The sequence below is a fragment of the Nostoc sp. genome, from assembly GCF_036917465.1.
In the GTDB taxonomy this organism is placed as follows: domain Bacteria; phylum Cyanobacteriota; class Cyanobacteriia; order Cyanobacteriales; family Nostocaceae; genus Nostoc.
The window spans coordinates 1-20,981 of the sequence record NZ_JBALDL010000085.1 but is presented as its reverse complement, the minus strand read 5'-3'; the positions used below and the strand labels follow the sequence as shown (position 1 = coordinate 20,981).

Here is a 20,981-nt window from a genome sequence, read left to right as displayed (position 1 = left end):
AAATTACCCAATCTTGTAGGGTGGGCATCTTAGCATCATTATCCGCGTTACCCCACCCTAACCCTCCCCTTGTAAAGGGGAGGGAACCGGATTTCTTGTTTCCCCCCTTTATAAGGGGGGTAAAACGGCTGTGGGACAAAGCTTTAAGCTTAAGTTTACACCAATGGCAAGATGCCCACCCCATAAGAAGTAGTTGAGTATTTTTTTATTTGGAAGTCTCTAACTTAAATTAAGGGTGGGTTAATCTTTGCAGGTCGATGCATTGGCATTGCAGGTCGATGTATTGGCATTGCAGGTCGATGCATTGGCATTGCAGGTCGATGCATTGGCATTACAGGTCGATGCATTGGCATTGCAGGTCGATGCATTGGCATTGCAGGTCGATGCATTGGCATTACAGGTCGATGCATTGGCATTGCAGGTCGATGTATTGGCATTGTTAGGTCAAGATGTAAGGCAGCTTTAGATACTTGTGTCTAAAGCTGTACGCTTGCAGGGAGGAGATTAAGAAATGGGATTCAAAATTAGATTGCTAATGCTCGTTTTTCTAATGGTAGTTCAAAGCGATCGCCTGGTTTTGGCTCAAGCACCTGCGTTGAAAGATTATTCTTCTCTAGCAACGAACGAAATTCTTCAGCAGTTCCTTTAGTCTGAATGAATTTCATCAGCAATCCTTCAAACGCGACATCACCACCAGCCGCAGTAGGTAATATTATTTGAGGCTGTAACGACTTTACAACTTCCAAGGCACTATTTTGTCCTTTAATGATCGACCCAAGCAAAGGTAGTGTCATATCAATAAACGGTGTAATAACTACATCGATTGGTGCAGCTTGCTGAAGCTGTGGAGAATGATAACCGTGAGGTTCGTAGTATACAGTTAGACCACTCTCCAATTCTTTGAGAAGATAACTATTTTCTACCAAAGTCGGGCCAATGGGCGAACCGGGAAAAGCTTTGATTTCAACTTGATTATTTAAAGTGAAAGTTTCACCATGAGCTAATACTGTAACTTGGGTATAACCTAACTGCTGTACTACCTTGGCAGCATTGGGAGAGGCTACAACTTTGATGTTGTGGTCGAGTATCTGAAGCGTTGGTGGGTGAGCGTGGTCTTCTAAACCTTGAGACAGCAGAATCAAATCAATATTATCTGGTATTGGGTGATTTTGCGATCGCGAACCTTTAAATAACCAATCCAAATTACTGAAAATCAACGAACCAACCAGCCAAGGGTCAATTAGGATTCGTTTTCCGCCAATTTCTAACAGCCAAGAGTTACTGTCTAACCAAGTTAAAAACATAAATTTTTTGAAGATAACGCCTATTTTCATTATCAATCGTGTCAGCTTTATTGCAGGCATTAAGATTACGACTCAATATTGCGTAGGTTTTGAATATTCGTAGGTTGGGTTGAGGCAATGCGTTACCCAACAAACCCCGAAAAATGTTGGGTTTCGTTCCTCAACCCAACACATTTTTATTTTTTAGGCAAAACTTACGCAGTATTGGGTTACGACTGCGTTTTCACTACAGAGTAATCAGACTGGTAATTATAGCTGCAATAATCTAGGTATTGCATCCTGTCAGGCTTACTCTGCTTGTTATAGTATTTTGTTCAGACCCTTTGCTGTCAGAGAATATTACTATATTGAAGAAAGACTTTATTAATCTTCATAATGACTATAACTACACAGCAGCTTGCAACCCAAGACGCTTTTGAAAAATTCTTTTGGACTTGGCAGGGCTACAAAATCCAGTACACTGTCATGGGTACAGGACGGCCTTTGGTACTAGTTCACGGCTTCGGTGCTTCCATTGGACACTGGCGCAAAAATATCCCAGTTTTAGCTAATGCTGGCTACCAAGTATTTGCCATAGACCTTTTAGGTTTTGGTGGTTCTGATAAAGCGCCCATTGATTACAGGGTGGAAGTTTGGGTAGAACTGCTGAAAGATTTCTGCACAGCGCATATACACGAACCTGCTGTATTTATTGGCAATTCCATTGGCGCACTTGTGAGCTTAGTAGTACTGGTAGAACATCCAGAAATTGCTGCTGGTGGTATTTTGATTAACTCTGCGGGTGGCTTGAGTCATCGTCCCCACGAATTGAACCCGCCGCTACGGATGGTGATGGGAGCTTTTAATCGGTTTGTGCGATCGCCAATTACAGGTAAATTTGTCTATAACCGCATCCGTCAAAAAGCCCAAATTCGCCGCACTCTCTACCAAGTTTACCGGAACCGTGAAGCCGTCACCGATGAATTAGTCGATTTACTTTATACTCCCTCTTGTGACCCAGGAGCGCAACAAGTCTTCGCCTCCATTCTCACAGCCCCTCCTGGCCCAAGCCCAGAGGAACTTTTGCCCAAAGTAGAACGTCCTCTATTAGTAATTTGGGGTGCTGATGATCCCTGGACACCAATTACCGGGGCAAAGATTTACGAAAAGGCACGTGAAAATGGCAAAGAAATCGAAATTATTCCTATTCCTAATGCCGGTCATTGTCCCCACGATGAGGTTCCAGATGTTGTTAATGCCAAGATTATTGATTGGCTAACACAAAGTTAACAATTTAAATGAGTAATGAGTAATGAGTAAATACCCATTACTTATTACTTATTACTTCAAAATTAAAGACAGTTGGAGTCGGGGAGTTAAACCCCAACTCAACTTTGTAAGAATACTACGTATAGACGTAGGGGTCTTAAACCCTTGATTTGGCGATCAAACTCATCTGGTGTGTGTAATGGAGCTTGATGTGCATAATGGAAATAAAAGCCTAATTCCCTTAAATCACCATCCAAATTTTTCCGAACAAGGCTATCAAGTTCTCAAAGAACTAGGACGCAACCGAGAAGGAGGACGTATTACTTATCTAGCAAATGTCCTCAACTCTAAGCAACAGGTGGTGATTAAAGAGTTTTGTTTTGCTCATGCAGATGCTGATTTGTCAGGTGTGAAAGCTTATGAGCGCGAAATCAAAATTTTGCAGCAACTAAATCATTATCGCATCCCTCGTTATTTAGATTCGTTTGAAATACCAGGGGCTTTTTATCTGGTACAGGAATATATAAATGCCCCATCTTTAGGCTTAACAAGCAGCTTTAATCCAGAAGAAATTAAGCAAATTGCTCTGTCACTTTTAGAAATTTTAATTTATCTACAAAAGCAAATTTCACCAATTATTCATCGGGATATTAAACCAGAGAATATTTTGGTTGATGAGCAACTAAATGCTTATTTGGTTGATTTTGGGTTGGCTAGAATACAAGATGCGAAAATAGCTCTGAGCAGTTTTGTAGCAGGAACTCCAGGTTTTATGCCACCAGAGGAACATTTTGGTCATTCGCTGACTGAGGCATCAGATTTATATAGTTTAGGAGCAACATTGATTTGCTTACTTACTAATACTCGTTCTGTTGAGATTGGAAAATTAATTGATGATAATTATCGCTTTAATTTCCAGCAATTAGTTCCTCAAATAAGTCCGCATTTTCACTCGTGGTTAATGAAAATGGTAGAACCTAATCGAAAACGCCGCTATGCCAATGCAGCTGTTGCTTTAAAAGCGCTGAAGTCAATTGAGGTTGTTGGTAGCGCCACTAGAATAAATGATTTAATCAGAAAAATCAAGCCTAGAAAACAAGCTGTTGTACTGGGTTTAGTTACTATCATTACACTGGCTGCAATGGGAGCAACCTGGATGATTTATCAGCCTGATGGTGCAATCAATAAAATTAGCACTACGGTTCGGATAAAATCCCCTCGCCTGTGGCAACAACCTTAATTTGATGCCGAATCAACAAATGTGAACCCCGAATCAACAAATGCGAACCCCAAATCAACAAATGCGAACCCCAAATCAACAAATGTGAACCCCGAATCAACAAATGCGAACCCCAAATCAACAAATGCGAACCCCAAATCAACAAATGCGAACCCCAAATCAACAAATGCGAACCCCGAATCAACAAATGCGAACCCCGAATCAACAAATGCGAACTTAAAAAGAGGGAACCGGAATCAAAGTCCCCCTTTTTAAGGGGGATTTAGGGGGATCTAAACGTTTTTTTACCGAGAAGAGGACTTTTCAAACATCCTCTCAAGGAATTAAAAATTTAGAATAATAATTTTTAGTTAAAAAAAGGTCAAGTAGAGAAACAACAGCCCACATTTTCAATCTCGAAATTCTGAGTTAAATATTTTAACTCCGTTGCCAAATTTTAATCGTCTTATCTAAACTCCCGCTAACCAACATCTCGCCGGAAGCTGTGAAGGCTAATGCTGTAACTATGTTTCCATGACCTGTAAATGTACCCAATAATTCCCCAGTTTGTAAATGCCATAATTTGATGGTTTTATCAGCACTACCACTAGCGATAATTTCTCCATTGGGACTTAATGCGATCGCATATACTCTATCTCTATGTCCTTTGAGAGTATGAAGTAATTCTCCAGTCTCCAATTGCCAAATTTTAATTGTATGATCCCAGCTACCACTGACGAGCATTTTACCATCTGCACTCATTGCTAAGGAACGAACAATGTGAGAATGACCCATAAGGGTATGCAGAGGTTCTGCGTCCTTTAAACTTTTGATCCCCGTCTGGGGGAAAGTGCGCCAGACTTTGATTTTACGGTAGCTACCTGTAACCAGAGTTTCCCCGTCTCGACTCAAAACTAGGGAATGAGCAGCTGTATCATCTAAAGAGAGTGCGATCGCAACTTGACGATGCATCAAATCCCAAAACAGAATTTTTCTGTCATCTCCACCCGTCGCTAACATTCTGCCATCTGGAGTAAAAGCAGCACAACGCACTACGCCATTATGTTTGTGCAAAATATCTATCAAGTCTAAAGCACCTACATGCCAAAGCTTAATTGTGGAATCTGCACCGCAACTTACTAAAGTCTGTCCATCTGCACTAAAAGCTAGAGAATTCACTTCATCTACTAGCCCAGACATCACCCAAGGATACTCTGATAATGTATCTATTAATTCGCCTTTGCTTAAATCCCAGAGTTTCGTTTCGCCCCGGCTACCACTTGCCAGTATGGGTAAAACTTTACCATTCTTACACAAGGAACTGAAAGCTAGGCAATTAATGCCTCTGTTGTGTCCTTGCAAAGTTTGCCAGCATTCCCAGTCACCGACTATATCCTTGAGGCAATGCTCTGATGGTAGAGTTTGTATTGTATCTGCGATCGCTATCTCGTTAATGACTGGTGACGGATCTTTTTTACCAATCAGTGATTCTAAATACCAACTTAGCCCCCCGGCATACAACAAGCTACTCGGAGTAACATCCAGTTTTGGTTCAGTAATTTCAAGTAAATTTGTCGGTAAAAAGCCTGTTATTATGCTTTGTTTCTCGTAACCTAAATTACCTGTAGATGGATAAAACAAACACAGAAAAACTAATACTTGGTGATTTCTCAAATCTTCTTGAGTAACAGACCATCTAATTTTGTCTTTTTTAATACCATTAAAACTTTCTCCATCAGCAACGTAAACTTGAACACTTAGCTGAGGATTGTCTTTGAGTACATAAGAGAATTTGCTTTCGCCACACAAATTTCCCTCATCATCTAAAATCATATTTTGTAAGGTATCTTGTGACACCTTTTCGACCAATTTGCCCAAGCGTTCAGCCATTACCCGCTCAACAATATACTCCCGCAAAAGATAATCTTGGGCAAGTTGTTGAAAGTATTTCGGAAAAGGTATCGTCCAGTCGGGAGGTTCAGGATATTCAGGTGGCGTAGGCGGTGGGTTTTTAGCGAGAACTTCTGCTTGTTGGCGAGAAAGTTCTTGGAGTCTGGCCAATGGTTCGCCCCAAAAAGCCATCATTTCAGTGTGACAACCCTTGACTTGACTTTCTAGTAAAGATAAGTCATAAGTTTTAGGTTTCTTCACACGTTGAAGGAAGTCAGTTTGTTGAGCTTTAAGTAAGCTAATCCAATCCATCTGCATTCCTACGGCAAACTATTGCATACCTACGGTAAGCTATACCAATGCAATTACTCAAGTTTATAACCTTAGTTAATTAAAAATTCAGTAATGTTAGTAGTCTAATAAAACACAGCTATTGGGATATATTTCCGGGAAAGATAGAGATGGATAGTACTTAGACATTTCATGAACTGATGCAGTTGAAGTATATAGAATTAAATGATGTCAGTCAATTCTAACGGAGATGGAGAAAAAGATACTGTTTCCAAGGAAACACTTCTAGCTGCAAAGGAAAGTTTAATGTAAGAGAGATTTTAAAGGTTGCGACAACGTTAAGTCAACCAATACCTCTATTAGACTGACTTAGTAAGGATGATTTTCAGGTATATCATCTGAAATTGCTATAAATGGTGAAGATTAGCTAATTTTAACCTTTGCGTTTTGGTTGTCTGGGTATAGTACTTACATCAGAGGAGTCACCAAAAGTATCTCTTGCCTCAATCTGTTTAATTTTCATTTGCAAATTCAAGTCATCACTACTAACAATCGTTTCTAGATTCGCTAATCTCCGTTCTAACAGTTCTATTTGCTGCTGTTGCAAATAGTTAGTTTTTGATTTTTGCTCATCAGAACGCCAAACAGCGACTGTACCAACTGCTGCACCACCAATAGCAACTAAAGGAAGAATAGCACCGCTTCTAGTAACGGCTGATAGGGGGACGCAAACTCCGAGAATGGCGACTGTAATCACCCAGATTCTTGTGGTGGCGGATAATCTGACATCTTGGTATTGTTCTAGATTTTGTTGAGATTTTTTAGCCATAAGTAAATCCCTTGCAAAGTTATTTGCTACATTGGCACAATTGCTTACGAAAATACTTCCTACAATTGGATTAAGTATAATTACTCTACTTCAAGATGAAAGTTCGTGCCTTTTTCCGAGTCGCTAAATAAATACTGCCAATCCTTTGATAAAATCCTTTGAGCGCAAGTAGTTAGGTTTATTATGACAAGTGCATCTTACATTTTTCTGGCTGGAGCAAGTCGCGGTGTTGGTCGAGAAATTGCTCAATACCTCACAGCGCAACAGCTAAAGGTTAAAGCACTCCTGAGAACACCAGCAGTTGCTACTGAACTAGAAAAAATCGGTATTCAAGTAGTTCAGGGAGATGCCTTGAATATTGAGGATGTAGAACGCGCAATGCTGACAGATGAACCTATCCATACTGTTATTAGTACCATTGGCGGTTTACCATCAGATAGAGAAAGACCGGATTACCCTGGTAATAAAAATCTGATTGATGCAGCAGTTAAAGCTGGAGTGCAAAAGTTTATTCTTGTATCTTCCATTGGTGCTGGCAATAGTGTTGTTGCTGCATCACCCCAAGTTTTAGCCGTACTCGGAAAAGTTTTAGCTGAAAAAGACAAAGCTGAACAACACTTAATTGCCAGTGGACTTACTTATACAATCATCCGCCCTGGTGGACTTAAGTCAGAACCAGCAACGGGTAATGGCGTTTTAACTGAAGATCCAAGGATTATTGGTAGTATCAATCGCGCAGATGTGGCGCAGTTAGTTGGTCGCTGTTTAAATAGCGATAGCACCAATAACAAAATTTTGTCAGCAGTAGACCGAAATATGCTATTTACACAAACAGAATTTGCAGAATTTGGTTTGGATTAGTTTAGGCACGCCAGCGAAGTACTTGATCCTTAACAGGATTTACAAATTCTCGTCCTTCAGCAACAGACCGGGCATACTCCCGCTTTAACTGGTAATACCACTGCGCCTGCATATCTGAATCCTTAATCAGTCGCAGCACAGGATTATATTTGAGGCCAATTTGCTGCTTTTCTACAACCGTTCGGTCTTGACCAATGAAAGTCCGCGCCAATAGATGCAGTAGTGGCTTGAAAAATCCTACCCAAGGAAGCGTCCAGTAAAGAACAAAAGTTACCTCGGTTTCTGTGTCTGAAATGGGTGTAACTGCGGTTAAATTAACGACTCGATGCTTGCCAATTGTGGTTTCTTCTATTCTGACTCCAGGTAAACGGAAAGAAATCTCCGTTTCCGGTCTACCACCGCCAATCAACCAGTATAATCGACCCCCATTATCTGGTAATTGATGTCGTCGCATGGTGAAGCCATAAGGTGAAGCATCGAATTGCTTTACTTCTTCGTGCAGTTGTTCGTTTCGCCACCACCAAGCACGATGAACATAAGGTGAATGAGCAGGATCCATCAGACCTACCACTGCATGATCTATAAAACAAGGGAATTTTACCACCTCTACGAACTGGTGAGAGCGATCGCCAAACCCTGGAATCACCGGAATCTCTATCTCTGAAGCAGGTTTAGAATTATCGGGATCAGCCATATATATCCAGATATTACCTTGAGCTTCCCGAACTTCGTAAGACTGTACGTCAAAGCGACTCAAATCCATCTGCTGCTCCTCAACAAGTGATGGAATTGCAGTGCAGCGTCCAGCTGGGTTAAAGCGCCAACCGTGATAGCAGCATTCCACTTCTTGCCCATCGAATCTACCACAACTCAAAGGCACGGCACGATGAGGACAAATATCTTTCATAGCGGAGACTTTGCCATCTTGTCCTCGGACTAGCAGCACAGGTTCACCCAAAAAAATGCGGTTGATCATCATACCTGGCTTAATCTGATTACTAGGCAGAGCATAGTACCAGGTATTACGTAATACAAAGTTATCGTTATTTTTCATCACTAATTGCCTCTGCCTTTGACACAACAAAAGTTCTGGTTTGTGGAAAGGAAGGTTATACTTAGAAACATTCTTTCAGGTTTTTAATTGCTGTTCAGATTTGGGTTGTCATGGAAGGATTACAGACGTGAAGTTGCATTATTCGCCAGAAATTTGAACAAATACCGTTCTTTTACGCGGCCCATCCAATTCAAAAAACAATACAGATTGCCAGGTTCCCAAAGCTAATTTACCATCCACAACGGGAATTATCTCACTAGTAGTCAGCATCATTGCCATTAAGTGAGAGTGAGCATTAATCGGCTCATCTTCCGGGACATCTCTTAAATGCAAGTCATTATGCAAATAGCTGCCCGATTCAGGTGCTAATTTTTGCAAGAATGCTTTTATATCTTCTAACAATCTGACTTCATTTTCATTAATAGATAAGGCTGTTGTTGTATGTCGAGAAAATACTAAAACTTGTCCATTTTTAATTGATGTTGAAGCAAGAAAATCTTGAATCTTTGGTGTTATGTCATAAATATTAATTTTGGGATCGGTTTCAATTTCAATTAACTTATTAATAATCGGCATCTTTTAAAATTTATATTTATGATTACACAGCAGTGACAATTTTAGATTGAAGGAAAAATCTAAAATCTAAAATCGAATGACTTCTAACTCCCAACTATAGTTTCCAAGCCTTGCACTAATCTTTCTATACCTTCTTTTGCTGTCTCTTTTTGCAACGCCCCATAAGCAACGCGCAGGTAGCATCCATTATCCATACCAAAGGTTGTACCTGGAATAACTGCTACTTTATGTTGCTGAATTAGTTTTTTAACTAACTCAAAAGCATCCATCTGAGTATTAATTTTGAGGAAAAAATAGAACGCACCATTAGCGGGTGAAATGCTACATAGATATTTTAGGCGGTTAAGGGAATCGAGTACTAGTTGCCGAACTTGAGCGATGCCTACGGCGGGCTGCGCCAGCGCACCTATATTACTCTCTAAATACTCCGCTTTTGCTTGCAATGCTCCTAAAGCTGCATATTGGGAAATTACTGGCGGACAAATCAAGATTGTATCCTGGACTTTTTTGATGGCAATAAATAAGTGTTTGGGAATTACCATGTAGCCAATGCGCCAACTAGCAAAACCGTATGCCTTAGAAAGGCTAAATAGAGAAATAGTGTGTTGGGAACTCCCAAATGCAGCAGGAGAAACGTGTTTTACGCCATTGTAAGTAAAGTATTCATAAGCTTCATCGCTGATGTGATAAATGCCACGAGTTTCACAGATTTGATTTACTTGGTGCAATGCTGCTTCTGAATAGACGACTCCAGTGGGATTATTTGGCGAAATTGTGACTACAGCCCGTGTTTTAGGAGTAATTGCTTGAGCGATCGCGTCTTTGCGTAATTGGTAATTTTCATCTGTCGCCACTAATACTACACGACAACCAGCAATTGCGATCGCCATTTCATGGTTGAAATAGTAGGGCGTATTCAGAATAATTTCGTCGCCTGGGTTAGTAATAGCAAGAATGGCATTCATAAATCCCATATTGCTCCCTGCTGTCACAACGATACAGTTTTGCTCATTGATTTCAATGCCGTTGAAGGCTTGCAATTTTCCTGCAAGTGCTGTCAGTAATAGGGGAATTCCCTCAACTGATTTGTATAAATTATTAGTGGGTTCAGCTAAAAATTTGGATAAAAATTCTAAGGCTTCCGGTGGTGGGTTGTAATGAACAACACCCTGTCCTAGAGAGATTGTTCCAGGAGAGTTTTTAATCAGTTCCCCAACCACAGGAATAATCGGCGACTGTACACCCTGCATACGAGAGGTTAGGGATTCCATATTTCCTTGGTTATGTACTGGGAATTGGGAATTGGGAATTGGGGATTGGGGATTGGGTATTGGGAATTGGGAATTGGAGAAACCCACGGCTTAAAAGCTGTGGGTTTGTAACAAGGATACCGAATTTAAGAGCGCTGCGGTCTCGAAAAACATCTTTTTTCAAATGGGATTTTGACCCATATAGCAACAGCCAAGGTGGTTAGGACATCAACAAATGATGAAACTTAGACACAAAAAGACTTTTCACCCAGTCTCCAGTCCCTTGCCATAACTAAAGTTTCTATCACTATTCCCTGTTCCCTATTCCTTATTCCCTATTCCCAATAATAATTAACCGGATTTGCGATTACTCAAAAATTTAGTCAATCGAAATCTGTTGAGGCCTACTTGTTTTGCCATTATGTGCATCTGTTGTGCTGCTGGTATAACTATTTGAGTGGGTCTGTTGATCCAGCCAGCTTTTAACAGGATCGTCTGCGAGGTTGAGCCGAAGCACACCAGAGAATAATCCACCTACAAATGAGGCTGGATGCTGGATAAATTCTCTGAATAGAGGTGACAATTCATTAATGAACATAAAAAGACTCCTGGCGGTGCCATAAAAAATTATTACTTCTTAATTGATCGTAACCTGTTGATTAGTATATGGTCGGCGGTAATGAAGTTGCGAACTTTTTGAGCTTCACGAAGAGGTAGGGGAGCAGGGAGATTATACACCGACTAAACGAAAGTCACTTAATGGAAGTGTGCGATCGCAATCCCTGACTTTGTTTCGCAGCAGAAAAAAGGGAGCATTCTCCCTGCTTCTTGTTCAACTCAAACAAAAAAATTCCCAACTTCTTAAAGAAGTCGGGAATCTGAGCTTGCTGCATCTAACTACAGAGAATCTATAAACTGCTGTACTTTTTCCCGGAGTGGCTGGTGTTTGATTTGCTCTGCTAACTCTTGAGCATTTTGGTAGCACGATCGCGCCATTTTTCTGCGTTTCGTTGTGGCGTAAAGGGTTCCGATGTTCAGTAAAGTTGAAATTTCTCCCAGACTATCGCCCAATTGTTGATAAATCACAAGGGCTTGCTTGTAGAACTTCACGGCTTGGCGATGCTGTGCCAGGGTGCTGTAGGCAAAACCAATGTTGTGAAGGGTTGTAGCAATGCCTGCTCGATCGCTAATTGCCCGACGTGTCAAAAGAACTTGATGGTAGAGCAATAACGCTTGTTTAGGTTTTCCTAAATCGCTATAGATTGAGGCAATATTATTCAAAGTGGTTGCTTCAGCAAACACATTCTTGACGGCTCGTTGAATTGGAAGTGCTGCTTGAAAAAATTCTAGCGCTTGCTCAAACTTGCCTAAGACGTTGTAAGCAAACCCAAAGCCATTGAGCGTTATTGCCTCACCAGCAAAGTCACCTAACAATCGCCGCATCCGCAAAATTTGGTGTTGTAGCAACAATGCCCGTTTTGGTTCTCCTAAGCGGGTATAAATTAGTGCTACATCATTAAGAGTAGAAACTTCACTTTGAGTATCTTGCGATCGCCTAAAGATTGGCAGTGCTTTGTCAAAATATTCCAACGCTTGCGAAAAGCGTCCAAGACGACTGTAGGTAGAACCCAGATTGCTGAGTGCAGTCCCCTCTGCTGGTGCGTTGCCAATTTCAATAGCAACCGAAAGCGCCTGATGAAAGCGCTCTAATGCTCTTTGAGGTTGCCAGCAACTGAGGTGAGCCAAACCAATATCGTTTAATGTATGACCTTCTCTGGCCCGATCTCGAATTGCTCTAGCCAGGTGTAAATTCTTGGTTGCAAGATCGAGTGATTCTTGAAACTTACCGCGCTGGTAGTAGCGGTTCGCTTCATCACGACGTTGTTCCCACTCTTTGACTTGATTTAAAGGTTGCGTCATCTGACCTCAGTTGCTTTCTGCGATAAGTAGGCAGGACATCTCTTTGGAGTGAAGCTCTCTTAGGTTTCCCAAATTTGAACCTTAATCTTCTATCTTTAGATATAAGACTTAAATAGATAAGTATGATAGTTCCACATTTATAGGAATATTTTTGAAGCAATTAATACAAATACTCCAATAGGGGCTTACATCTGTGTGTCCCTAGCAAATCGCTATATTCCAAGTAATTGAAAGGCTGAGATTGCCGACTTCTCTTTTAAGTCAGCAAATTTGTTGCCAAATGTTGGCAGGCAGTTCTAGAGTACAGGCAATCTTCCTAAAGGAATAGGTTCTCAGCAAGTCTCTAAAGGAAGCTAATCGTAGCTTTGCTTTTTTAACTAATTCAGCAGAAGTCCCACACTCACTTTTAGGAGTGTGGGATGAATGCGCGGGAGTGGGGAGATATAGTAATTGATGTTTTTTAGCGTAGCCAGAACAATTAATTGCTATGTCGAGCCATGACCCATATTCATTATATTTCTTGAAGCAAATACCACGATTGATGGTATTATAAATAAGTACAAACAAAGCCGAGAATGCTGGTTGTACACTGAACCTAGACAATCTAGAATATGGGGTTCCATTCAAGAATAGACATTTTTGTGTCGTCTCCGTGAATGGGTAAAATTCTAGCGGTACTAAGGTAGAACATACTTTTTGTACTTGTTCAAATCTGCGGCAGGGCATGACGTGGATTCAATAACATTGCTCAGTCAATGTCTTCATAGAAGAGTCGCTGAGAAGCCTACACTGTATGCTTGCATCAGTGTAGGTATGTCACGGGAAGTTAATACTTTGCCCCAAATTGAAAACAAACTTGCAGAAAAATTAAGATTTATTTAAATAAAACAACAGCCATGTTGTTAAAATCAGCAGCTAGATCCCAATCAGTAAGCAGGTTTCAGGGATACCTACGCATATCAACTCCAGATAAACCCTTACAACTCTTCACTTCATTAGGGATACAAGTTTTGAGACAATCAGAAACGATTTAATAATAATCAAGCACTTATAGTCCATTCTTATCGGACTCCGTGTTATTTCTGTTGAAAAGGGAGAACACAAACATGAAATTGGCTTACTGGATGTATGCAGGCCCAGCCCACATCGGCACTCTGCGAATCGCTAGTTCTTTTAAAAATGTCCATGCGATCATGCACGCCCCCATTGGCGATGACTACTTTAACGTCATGCGCTCAATGCTATCGCGGGAGAGGAATTTCACTCCAGTGACAACCAGTGTTGTCGATCGCAACGTTTTGGCGCGTGGTTCCCAAGAGAAGGTGGTTGATAACATCGTCCGCAAGGATGCCGAGGAACACCCCGATCTGATTGTGTTAACTCCCACCTGCACTTCCAGCATTTTGCAAGAGGATTTGCACAACTTTGTGGAACGGGCGCAACTAGAAGCCAAAGGAGACGTAATGCTAGCGGATGTGAACCATTACCGCTACAACGAACTCCAAGCCGCCGATCGCACTTTGGATCAAATTGTCCAATACTACATTGAAAAAGCCCGGAAGCGGGGCGAATTAGCAGAGGGAAAAACTGAGAAACCCTCCGTTAACATTATCGGTACTACTACCCTTGGTTTTCATAATAATCACGACTGCACCGAACTGAAACGGCTGATGGCTGACTTGGGAATTGAGGTAAATACCTTAATTCCTGAAGGTGCTTCGGTGAATGACTTGAAGAAAATGCCGAAAGCTTGGTTTAACCTCATACCTTACCGCGAACTCGGTTTAACCACCGCTCGTTACCTGGAAGAACAATTTGGCACACCTTATATAGACATTACTCCGATGGGTGTAGTGGAAACAGCCCGTTGTATTCGCAAGATTCAACAGGTAATTAACGCTCAAGGTGCAGAAGTTGACTACGAAAACTTCATTAATGAGCAAACCTTGCACGTATCTCAGGCTGCTTGGTTCTCTCGTTCCATTGACTGTCAAAACTTGACTGGCAAAAAAGCTGTGGTTTTTGGTGATAACACCCACGCCGCCGCCATTACCAAGATTCTGACGCGAGAAATGGGGATTCACGTTGTTTGGGCTGGAACCTACTGCAAATATGATGCAGACTGGTTCCGCGAACAGGTTAGCGAGTATTGCGATGAAGTGCTAATTTCCGAAGATCATGGTGAAATTGGGGATGCGATCGCTCGTGTCGAACCCTCTGCCATTTTCGGAACCCAAATGGAACGCCACGTTGGTAAGCGTTTGGATATTCCTTGCGGCGTAATTGCTGCACCCATCCACGTCCAAAACTTCCCCATTGGTTACAAACCATTTATGGGTTACGAAGGCACGAATCAGATTACAGATTTGATCTACAATTCCTTCACTTTAGGAATGGAAGATCACCTATTAGAAATCTTTGGTGGTCATGATACCAAAGAAGTTATTACTAGGGGAATTTCTGCTGATTCTGATTTGAACTGGACAAAAGATGGTCAAGTAGAATTGAATAAGATTCCTGGATTTGTGCGCGGTAAAGTGAAGCGAAATACTGAAAAATTTGCCCGCGATCGCGGTTTCAAAGAAATCAACGCTGAGGTGTTGTACGCCGCGAAGGAATCTGTCGGAGCTTAGTTTAGCGGTTAATCGACAAGATTGAGGGGTGAGGAGTTATGTATACTCTTTACCCCCATTTTTTTGCTTTAGTGATAAAAATTAAATTATGAGATATCATAGATTTAATATTAATTTTTATATATTTCTCTCAATAACTATTTAAAATAACTAAATTAAATATGAACGATGACAAAGCGGCATTGTTTGCGGCACTGTGTCAAGCTGGTATTAAGCACAGTCCAGAAAAGGTTGTGCGGATTGCCAAGCAAGCTGATGGCAAAATCGTATTTTTAGAAGAGGGAAATGCTGAAGCAGGACTCCAACACATATTGCAAGAACATTCTTTAGAGTTTGCTGATCGGGGAATCGAGCCAAGCCAGATACCAGATGCAATTATAACCGCAGTAACCCAAGGTAAAATAATTGGTTATCAAGGAAGAAAAAAAACTCGCACTATTTATGAAGTTAATTTTAATGGCAAAATCCAATACATCTGTGTGACTGTAAGCGATAATGGATATATAGTTGGTGCTAATCCCAGAACTTCCTCATAATTCGGTGAAGTAACTATGGTAGAAAAAATCAAACTTATGGCTGATTATGGATGCTACCCGCTATGGTGGGCTAGTTCCGATAAAGCTGGAGATATTGATCCAGAGATAATGCCATTAAGTCAAGAAACTATTAGCCGTTTGGAAAAATGGGCAGAAGTTTATGATGCAAAGTTAAACGCGAAAGATCCTAATTCTTCAGGTTTTCCCAGTTTAGAGGCTAAAACGGCTTTTGAAGCAGAAGGAATTAGCTTGTGGAAGCGACTGCAAAAAGAACTTGCACCCAACTATGAAGTTTTCTATTTCAGTGAAATATTACGTAAAGTTGTAACTGATACTAATGAATTAGACTCTTTGCGTACTATCTATGCTTAAGTGATAGTCAACATGAATTAGAAGTTTTACGTGTTATTCAGCAATGATTTTATTTAACAGAATATAAATTAAATTTAATTGCGATCGCGGTTTCAAGGAAATCAACGCTGAGGTATTGTACGCGGCGAAGGAAGCTGTCGGGGCTTAGATTAGCGGTTAATCGAGAAGATTGAGGGGTGAGGAGTTACATATACTCTTTACCCTAATCTTTTTTATTTTAATTATGAAATATGAGAAAGATTAAATTGAACTAATGAAAATTTACCAAAGTAATAAGTATGAATTACTCAGAACTATTAGAGATTTTTAAGTCATCTCTAATTCTAACTAATCAGGTTTTTAATTTCTTGCATAAAACTTATGAAAAATTAGATGATAAAAATAAATTAAGACATCATATTTTATATAGAATGAAGTCCACTAGCACAACTATTTTTCACATCTTAAATCAAAATATTGACAATCTAAATTCTGGTTATTTTTCATCAGCAGCAATTTTAACAAGAAGCATAAAGGATTAGACGAATTTCTTCAATTTATGAGATGTGATATTATCAACTAATATTGATTTAAACTGAAGCACATAAACCGCTCTAAATAAAGCAATATATGACGAACTTAACCCAGTGATTCTAATTTTAGTTACTTTTATTACATTGCTAAAAGAACGCTCACGCCTCAAACCAGTCAAGTTATTATGTTCTATAAAGCCTACAGCATTAGGAAATCTCCCACCATGTCCAACCAGACAAACTTGACTGATGCTCGTAACAACCTAGCCGAACTCTGCGCTCAAGTAGTTGAAGATAGAGAAGTGGTAATTATTACCCGACAAGAAGGCGAAAGCGTCGCCTTAATTTCTGTTGATGAACTAGATAGTTTACTAGAAACATCACATTTACTTCGTTCACCTAAAAATGCAGTCCGTCTGTTAACTGCTTTAGAAAGAGCAAAAGTCTAGAACTTTAAAATTGAAATAGTACATAGCGACAAGCCACTGTGCGTTTACGAATCGTGACAAAGCTTATCTTGCAAGATGTTAACCTATGGCGATCGCTGCGGCAACCCCTAGAGAGCCAGTCCACTAATATATGTTGACAAAAGCTCAAGTATATGTATCAGGGCGGAACGTCTATTTTGGGCTAAATATTGAGGTCTGCTTTTTAGCGATCGCATTAAAACGAAGCTCCTAAATGTTCAATTTAAACAACATATATATTCTGCATTTTATGTCAACTTCTTCTACTGGACTGGCGCTCTAGAGCGATCGCACTCCGTAACGCAGAAATTTACTGATAAATCAAAATTAAAATCGAACAAATATCACAATACAAAATTATTACTTTGGGGATCTAATAGGCAGAATAACCCACTAGAGAGCGAACCGATGTGTCTCCCATAACGAAGTAAAAAAAGCATCACAAAAGCCTCGCAATATCTCTTATAGAAAAAAAGCAGATGCATGTTAATGTTTTAATCTCATTGTCTTCTCTTCAGGTCTTTCCCTATGCATCTGCACTATTTACACCCCCAACACCTTGAAGAATTAGTCAATAGTAGTGGTATAGACTTACACCTAGTGCAACTCAATTTTAGGTCACTCCAAGGCGTAACCGCTTATGAGTACCTATTGATTTCTGAGCTACTTCCCCGCACCAATACCGGAATGGTGAAAGCTGGATGGTTGCAGCGTTATGCTCATATTACTGAAGGTGGTTGGTGGTGTTCGGGGCTAGACCCTCAAAATAATTGGCAGATGATGGAATGGGGATGCTTTAAGCCAAACCAGCCCCGACAGAATCACAATGCTAAATCCATCAAATACGAGCATCCCCCCAGCACGCCAACGCGGGTGTTTTGTTTGCGGGTAACGCTGCAAGTGTGGCAGCAAGTCGCTGGACGTTACAATCTGGTCATGCCTGACAATATCACCATTACTGCTGATGGTGAAGCTAGAGGCTTTTGGCAATGGGTGATGCAACATAACATTCCCCTAATTCTCTGCGAGGGTGTAAAGAAAGCAGCAACGCTGTTGACACAAGGATATGCAGCTATTGCTATTCCCGGAATTACTAGTGGTTATCGGGTTGTTAAAGATGAATTTGGTAAAGTTACCCGTCGTCAGTTAATTCCCGACTTAGCAGCTTTTGCAATTACAAAGCGTAGCTTTTATATTTGTTTTGATTTTGAAACTCAACCAAAAACAATTGCTGCTGTAAATAATGCTATTTCTCAACTTGGTTGTTTATTTCAGCAAGAAAATTGCTCTGTAAAAGTCATCGAACTTCCAGGAATTGAAAAAGGGGTTGATGAGTTTATCGTTGCCAAAGGTGCAACTAGCTTCGAGAAAGTTTATCGCCAAAGTGTTGATTTAGAAATTTATCTAGCTCAAACTAAACCTCACACCGAGTTAACCATTCCTGCTGCTCTCACTTTGAATCGTCCTTATATAGGTGAAATTCCTTTCCCAACTTCTGGGTTAGTAGGAGTAAAGTCTGCAAAAGGAACAGGTAAAACTACATCGCTACAAGCTGTTGTTCAGCAAGCGAAAATTAGAAACCAACCCGTTTTATTAATTACTCACAGAATTCTACTAGGAAGATTTTTGTGTGAAAAAATTGGTATCCAATGGGGAACACATAAAGAAGATGGAGATAAAAGGATTGATAAAACACTTACCCCCGCTCCTCCCATCCTCCGCTCACTCTCTCCTCAGCAATCCCTTGGATTGTGCGTTGATTCGATTTGGAAGCTTAACCCTGAAAATTGGCACGGGGCAATAGTAATTTTAGATGAAGTAGAGCAGTCTTTGTGGCATCTATTAAACAGTAATACTTGTAAACACAAGCGTGTAAAAATATTAAAATTATTCCAGCAACTAATTTCCACAGTTTTAACAACTGGGGGGTTAGTAATTGCCCAAGATGCTGATTTATCAGATGTATCACTTGAATATTTGCAGGGATTAGCAGGAATTAAATTAACACCTTGGGTAGTTCTCAATCAATGGAAACCTCAGCATGGTTGGGACGTAACTTTTTATGATTCGCCGAACCCAACACCGCTAATTCACCAACTGGAATTGGATTTGCTTGCTGGACGTAAATGTTATGTTACTACCGATAGTCGCGCTGGGCGTTACAGTTGTGAAACAATCGAACGTTATCTCAAAGAACGCTTACAAAAATTACGATGCCAATTTCCCAAGACTTTAGTGGTTAGTAGCCACACTACAAACACACCTGGCCACGCAGCCGTTGATTTTATCGCAGCAATCAATCAAAAAATCTCTGCTTATGACGGCGTTTTTGTTACCCCTAGCCTGGGTACGGGAATTAGTATTGATGTCCAACATTTCGACCGAGTTTATGGCATTTTTCAAGGGGTAATTCCTGACTCGGAGGCAAGACAAGCATTAGCAAGAGTGCGAGATGATGTGCCGCGTGTTGTCTGGTGTGCGAAACGAGGTATTGGTTTAATTGGTAGTGGTAGTACAAATTATCGCTTGCTATCTGATTGGTATCAAGAAAATCAAAAAGAAAACTTAGCTTTGCTTAGTCCATTACATAAAATAGATGTAGATTTACCTTTAGTTTATGATCCGATTCATTTGCGAACTTGGGCTAAGTTATCTGCACGGGTAAATGCTTCTATCCGTCTCTATCGTCAATCGATGCAAGATGGTTTGATTGCCGATGGGCATCAAATTCAGATGCGGAGTAAGGCTGTTAACAATAATATTATTCGAGATTTACGCCTTGCGTTTTTGGCAACTGATGCCGATGATTTAGCTACACGCAAAAGATTAATTTTAGAAATTGTCAAAGTTCAAAAAGATTGGGCGCAAAGCCGTCAAAAAGCTAAAGAAATTAAACGCAAAATTAAAGATATTAAGCAGCAAAATCAACTATCTGTGGCAACTGCTGTAGCTAATGCTAAAGATATCGATTATGTAGAATATGAGCAGCTATTAGTAAAGCATTCTCTGACTGATGGAGAACGCAACCAAATTAATAAATATATTCTCAGACAAAGGTATGGTGTAGAAATTACTCCTTGGCTGAAATTGCAGGATGACCAAGGATATTATCGTCAATTGTTAATTCATTATTATCTAACTCACGAAAGCGAGTATTTTCACGTCAGAGATCAGCAAGAATGGCATCAGCAATTGTCTTGGGGTGAAGGGAAAGTTTTTCTGCCAGATTTAAAAACTTACACGCTCAAAGTTGAGGCGATGAGAGCTTTGGGAATGCTTCAGTTTCTCGAATCAGAAAGAGAATTTACTGAGAGTCATCCAGATTTGATGTTGCTGACAAATATTGTTTTTCAGTATAGTAAGCATATTAAAAGAGCGCTTGGTATTAACTTAGTCGGGGAGAAAGAGCAGGTTTCAGCAATAAAAATACTCAGCCGATTGTTAAATTTGTTAGGCTTGAAACTAAAGCGGGTAAATGAGGTTTATCAAATCGATCTAGAAACGCTTTATGATGGCAGGGAAAGAATATTTACAGTTTGGCATCAACGGGATGAGTTAATGTTGGCTCATGTTAAGAGTGTTGGCTATGAGTTGCCTGATTATTCTTCAGATTGGAAGCTTGAAATTATCCAAACCAAGGCTTATGCCACAGCAGCCAATATCCTTGACACCTAAGTGTGTCTAAAGACAGCCAAGCATTAGTCATATCAATTAGCCCAATTTCTAATTTGCCTTCACCCGCGCCTGCTTCACCATCGCAATTAGAGTTTGATGGGCATCTTCCGCATCCGCTAAAACATGATCAAACTGAATGCGAACTGGCACAACTTCCCCATTCACTTGCGCTGTTAAATCCATACCTTGTGCATCAATTGACAGCATTTGTGCTGTATTCGCATCTGTTATACCACCAAAAGCCTGAGCGTCAACTGCCCCACCCACGAGGGGATGGGGCTTGTAACTAGGAAATATGATTTCCCGAAACATATGGCATATTGACTGATGCCTGTTCCTCCGTC

18 protein-coding genes are annotated in these 20,981 nt (G+C 40.4%); 9 read left to right on the top strand and 9 right to left on the bottom strand.

The window, feature by feature from the left end; translation table 11 throughout:
• Window positions 1-247: 247 nt before the first annotated feature.
• On the top strand, window positions 248-466 hold the full coding sequence (locus V7K38_RS19835; protein ID WP_334860109.1) for a hypothetical protein: 219 nt from the start codon (window positions 248-250) through the stop codon (window positions 464-466).
• A 58-nt stretch (window positions 467-524) separates the two neighbouring features.
• Here the strand turns inward: V7K38_RS19835 and V7K38_RS19830 are convergent, their stop codons facing one another.
• Window positions 525-1,304 (bottom strand): MBL fold metallo-hydrolase, encoded by a 780-nt coding sequence (locus tag V7K38_RS19830; protein ID WP_334860108.1) that lies wholly within the window; start codon window positions 1,302-1,304, stop codon window positions 525-527.
• A gap of 375 nt (window positions 1,305-1,679) precedes the next feature.
• Between V7K38_RS19830 and V7K38_RS19825 the strand changes: the two genes are divergently transcribed.
• On the top strand, window positions 1,680-2,573 hold the full coding sequence (locus tag V7K38_RS19825; RefSeq protein ID WP_334860107.1) for an alpha/beta fold hydrolase: 894 nt from the start codon (window positions 1,680-1,682) through the stop codon (window positions 2,571-2,573).
• Between the two features lie 178 nt (window positions 2,574-2,751).
• Window positions 2,752-3,792 carry a serine/threonine protein kinase gene (locus tag V7K38_RS19820; RefSeq protein WP_334860106.1) on the top strand — a complete coding sequence of 347 codons (1,041 nt, stop codon included), beginning with the start codon at window positions 2,752-2,754 and terminating at the stop codon, window positions 3,790-3,792.
• A gap of 417 nt (window positions 3,793-4,209) precedes the next feature.
• Here the strand turns inward: V7K38_RS19820 and V7K38_RS19815 are convergent, their stop codons facing one another.
• Both V7K38_RS19815 and V7K38_RS19810 read right to left on the bottom strand, forming a co-directional pair.
• Window positions 4,210-5,979, bottom strand: coding sequence for a WD40 repeat domain-containing protein (locus tag V7K38_RS19815; RefSeq protein WP_334860105.1), 1,770 nt, complete (start codon window positions 5,977-5,979; stop codon window positions 4,210-4,212).
• 406 nt (window positions 5,980-6,385) lie between these two features.
• On the bottom strand, window positions 6,386-6,781 hold the full coding sequence (locus tag V7K38_RS19810) for a hypothetical protein (RefSeq protein ID WP_334860104.1): 396 nt from the start codon (window positions 6,779-6,781) through the stop codon (window positions 6,386-6,388).
• A gap of 183 nt (window positions 6,782-6,964) precedes the next feature.
• Here V7K38_RS19810 and V7K38_RS19805 point away from each other — a divergent pair, with 183 nt between their 5' ends.
• Window positions 6,965-7,642, top strand: coding sequence for an SDR family oxidoreductase (locus V7K38_RS19805; protein WP_334860103.1), 678 nt, complete (start codon window positions 6,965-6,967; stop codon window positions 7,640-7,642).
• Window position 7,643: 1 nt separating this feature from the next.
• On the opposite strand, the gene V7K38_RS19800 is transcribed toward V7K38_RS19805, so the two are convergent.
• The 5 genes from V7K38_RS19800 to V7K38_RS19780 all read right to left on the bottom strand — a co-directional run bounded on the left by V7K38_RS19800 (window position 7,644) and on the right by V7K38_RS19780 (window position 12,442).
• Window positions 7,644-8,696 carry an aromatic ring-hydroxylating dioxygenase subunit alpha gene (locus tag V7K38_RS19800; RefSeq protein ID WP_334860102.1) on the bottom strand — a complete coding sequence of 351 codons (1,053 nt, stop codon included), beginning with the start codon at window positions 8,694-8,696 and terminating at the stop codon, window positions 7,644-7,646.
• A 138-nt stretch (window positions 8,697-8,834) separates the two neighbouring features.
• Window positions 8,835-9,272, bottom strand: coding sequence for a secondary thiamine-phosphate synthase enzyme YjbQ (locus tag V7K38_RS19795; RefSeq protein WP_334860101.1), 438 nt, complete (start codon window positions 9,270-9,272; stop codon window positions 8,835-8,837).
• 83 nt (window positions 9,273-9,355) lie between these two features.
• Complete coding sequence (locus tag V7K38_RS19790) at window positions 9,356-10,543, bottom strand: pyridoxal phosphate-dependent aminotransferase (RefSeq protein ID WP_334860100.1); 1,188 nt, start codon at window positions 10,541-10,543, stop codon at window positions 9,356-9,358.
• Between the two features lie 358 nt (window positions 10,544-10,901).
• Entirely contained in the window at window positions 10,902-11,120 is a 219-nt protein-coding gene (locus tag V7K38_RS19785) for a hypothetical protein (protein WP_334860099.1), read from the bottom strand.
• Between the two features lie 299 nt (window positions 11,121-11,419).
• Window positions 11,420-12,442, bottom strand: coding sequence for a tetratricopeptide repeat protein (locus V7K38_RS19780; protein WP_334860098.1), 1,023 nt, complete (start codon window positions 12,440-12,442; stop codon window positions 11,420-11,422).
• A 1,106-nt stretch (window positions 12,443-13,548) separates the two neighbouring features.
• On the opposite strand from V7K38_RS19780, the gene bchB reads away from it, so the two are divergent.
• The 5 genes from bchB (at window position 13,549) to V7K38_RS19755 (ending at window position 20,637) form a co-directional block, all read left to right on the top strand.
• Window positions 13,549-15,075, top strand: coding sequence for a ferredoxin:protochlorophyllide reductase (ATP-dependent) subunit B (gene bchB / locus V7K38_RS19775; protein WP_334860097.1), 1,527 nt, complete (start codon window positions 13,549-13,551; stop codon window positions 15,073-15,075).
• Window positions 15,076-15,236: 161 nt separating this feature from the next.
• The gene (locus tag V7K38_RS19770; protein ID WP_334860096.1) at window positions 15,237-15,611 is read left to right on the top strand and encodes a hypothetical protein; all 375 of its coding nucleotides are present in this window, start codon (window positions 15,237-15,239) and stop codon (window positions 15,609-15,611) included.
• Between the two features lie 15 nt (window positions 15,612-15,626).
• On the top strand, window positions 15,627-15,983 hold the full coding sequence (locus V7K38_RS19765) for a hypothetical protein (RefSeq protein WP_334860095.1): 357 nt from the start codon (window positions 15,627-15,629) through the stop codon (window positions 15,981-15,983).
• Between the two features lie 736 nt (window positions 15,984-16,719).
• Window positions 16,720-16,944: a type II toxin-antitoxin system Phd/YefM family antitoxin gene (locus V7K38_RS19760; protein WP_334860094.1), complete on the top strand. Its 225-nt coding sequence runs from the start codon at window positions 16,720-16,722 to the stop codon at window positions 16,942-16,944.
• Between the two features lie 546 nt (window positions 16,945-17,490).
• The gene (locus tag V7K38_RS19755; RefSeq protein WP_334860093.1) at window positions 17,491-20,637 is read left to right on the top strand and encodes a plasmid replication protein, CyRepA1 family; all 3,147 of its coding nucleotides are present in this window, start codon (window positions 17,491-17,493) and stop codon (window positions 20,635-20,637) included.
• A gap of 48 nt (window positions 20,638-20,685) precedes the next feature.
• On the opposite strand, the gene V7K38_RS19750 is transcribed toward V7K38_RS19755, so the two are convergent.
• On the bottom strand, window positions 20,686-20,949 hold the full coding sequence (locus tag V7K38_RS19750) for a DUF2470 domain-containing protein (RefSeq protein WP_334860367.1): 264 nt from the start codon (window positions 20,947-20,949) through the stop codon (window positions 20,686-20,688).
• Window positions 20,950-20,981: the final 32 nt, after the last annotated feature.

What these genes read in the sequence shown, in the direction of transcription:
- V7K38_RS19830 (WP_334860108.1), bottom strand. Translation starts at nt 1,304, where the DNA reads ATGTTTTTAACTTGGTTAGACAGTAACTCTTGGCTGTTAGAAATTGGC.
- V7K38_RS19825 (WP_334860107.1), top strand. Translation starts at nt 1,680, where the DNA reads ATGACTATAACTACACAGCAGCTTGCAACCCAAGACGCTTTTGAAAAA.
- V7K38_RS19820 (WP_334860106.1), top strand. Translation starts at nt 2,752, where the DNA reads ATGGAGCTTGATGTGCATAATGGAAATAAAAGCCTAATTCCCTTAAAT.
- V7K38_RS19815 (WP_334860105.1), bottom strand. Translation starts at nt 5,979, where the DNA reads ATGCAGATGGATTGGATTAGCTTACTTAAAGCTCAACAAACTGACTTC.
- V7K38_RS19810 (WP_334860104.1), bottom strand. Translation starts at nt 6,781, where the DNA reads ATGGCTAAAAAATCTCAACAAAATCTAGAACAATACCAAGATGTCAGA.
- V7K38_RS19805 (WP_334860103.1), top strand. Translation starts at nt 6,965, where the DNA reads ATGACAAGTGCATCTTACATTTTTCTGGCTGGAGCAAGTCGCGGTGTT.
- V7K38_RS19800 (WP_334860102.1), bottom strand. Translation starts at nt 8,696, where the DNA reads ATGAAAAATAACGATAACTTTGTATTACGTAATACCTGGTACTATGCT.
- V7K38_RS19795 (WP_334860101.1), bottom strand. Translation starts at nt 9,272, where the DNA reads ATGCCGATTATTAATAAGTTAATTGAAATTGAAACCGATCCCAAAATT.
- V7K38_RS19790 (WP_334860100.1), bottom strand. Translation starts at nt 10,543, where the DNA reads ATGGAATCCCTAACCTCTCGTATGCAGGGTGTACAGTCGCCGATTATT.
- V7K38_RS19785 (WP_334860099.1), bottom strand. Translation starts at nt 11,120, where the DNA reads ATGTTCATTAATGAATTGTCACCTCTATTCAGAGAATTTATCCAGCAT.
- V7K38_RS19780 (WP_334860098.1), bottom strand. Translation starts at nt 12,442, where the DNA reads ATGACGCAACCTTTAAATCAAGTCAAAGAGTGGGAACAACGTCGTGAT.
- bchB (WP_334860097.1), top strand. Translation starts at nt 13,549, where the DNA reads ATGAAATTGGCTTACTGGATGTATGCAGGCCCAGCCCACATCGGCACT.
- V7K38_RS19770 (WP_334860096.1), top strand. Translation starts at nt 15,237, where the DNA reads ATGAACGATGACAAAGCGGCATTGTTTGCGGCACTGTGTCAAGCTGGT.
- V7K38_RS19765 (WP_334860095.1), top strand. Translation starts at nt 15,627, where the DNA reads ATGGTAGAAAAAATCAAACTTATGGCTGATTATGGATGCTACCCGCTA.
- V7K38_RS19760 (WP_334860094.1), top strand. Translation starts at nt 16,720, where the DNA reads ATGTCCAACCAGACAAACTTGACTGATGCTCGTAACAACCTAGCCGAA.
- V7K38_RS19755 (WP_334860093.1), top strand. Translation starts at nt 17,491, where the DNA reads ATGCATCTGCACTATTTACACCCCCAACACCTTGAAGAATTAGTCAAT.
- V7K38_RS19750 (WP_334860367.1), bottom strand. Translation starts at nt 20,949, where the DNA reads ATGTTTCGGGAAATCATATTTCCTAGTTACAAGCCCCATCCCCTCGTG.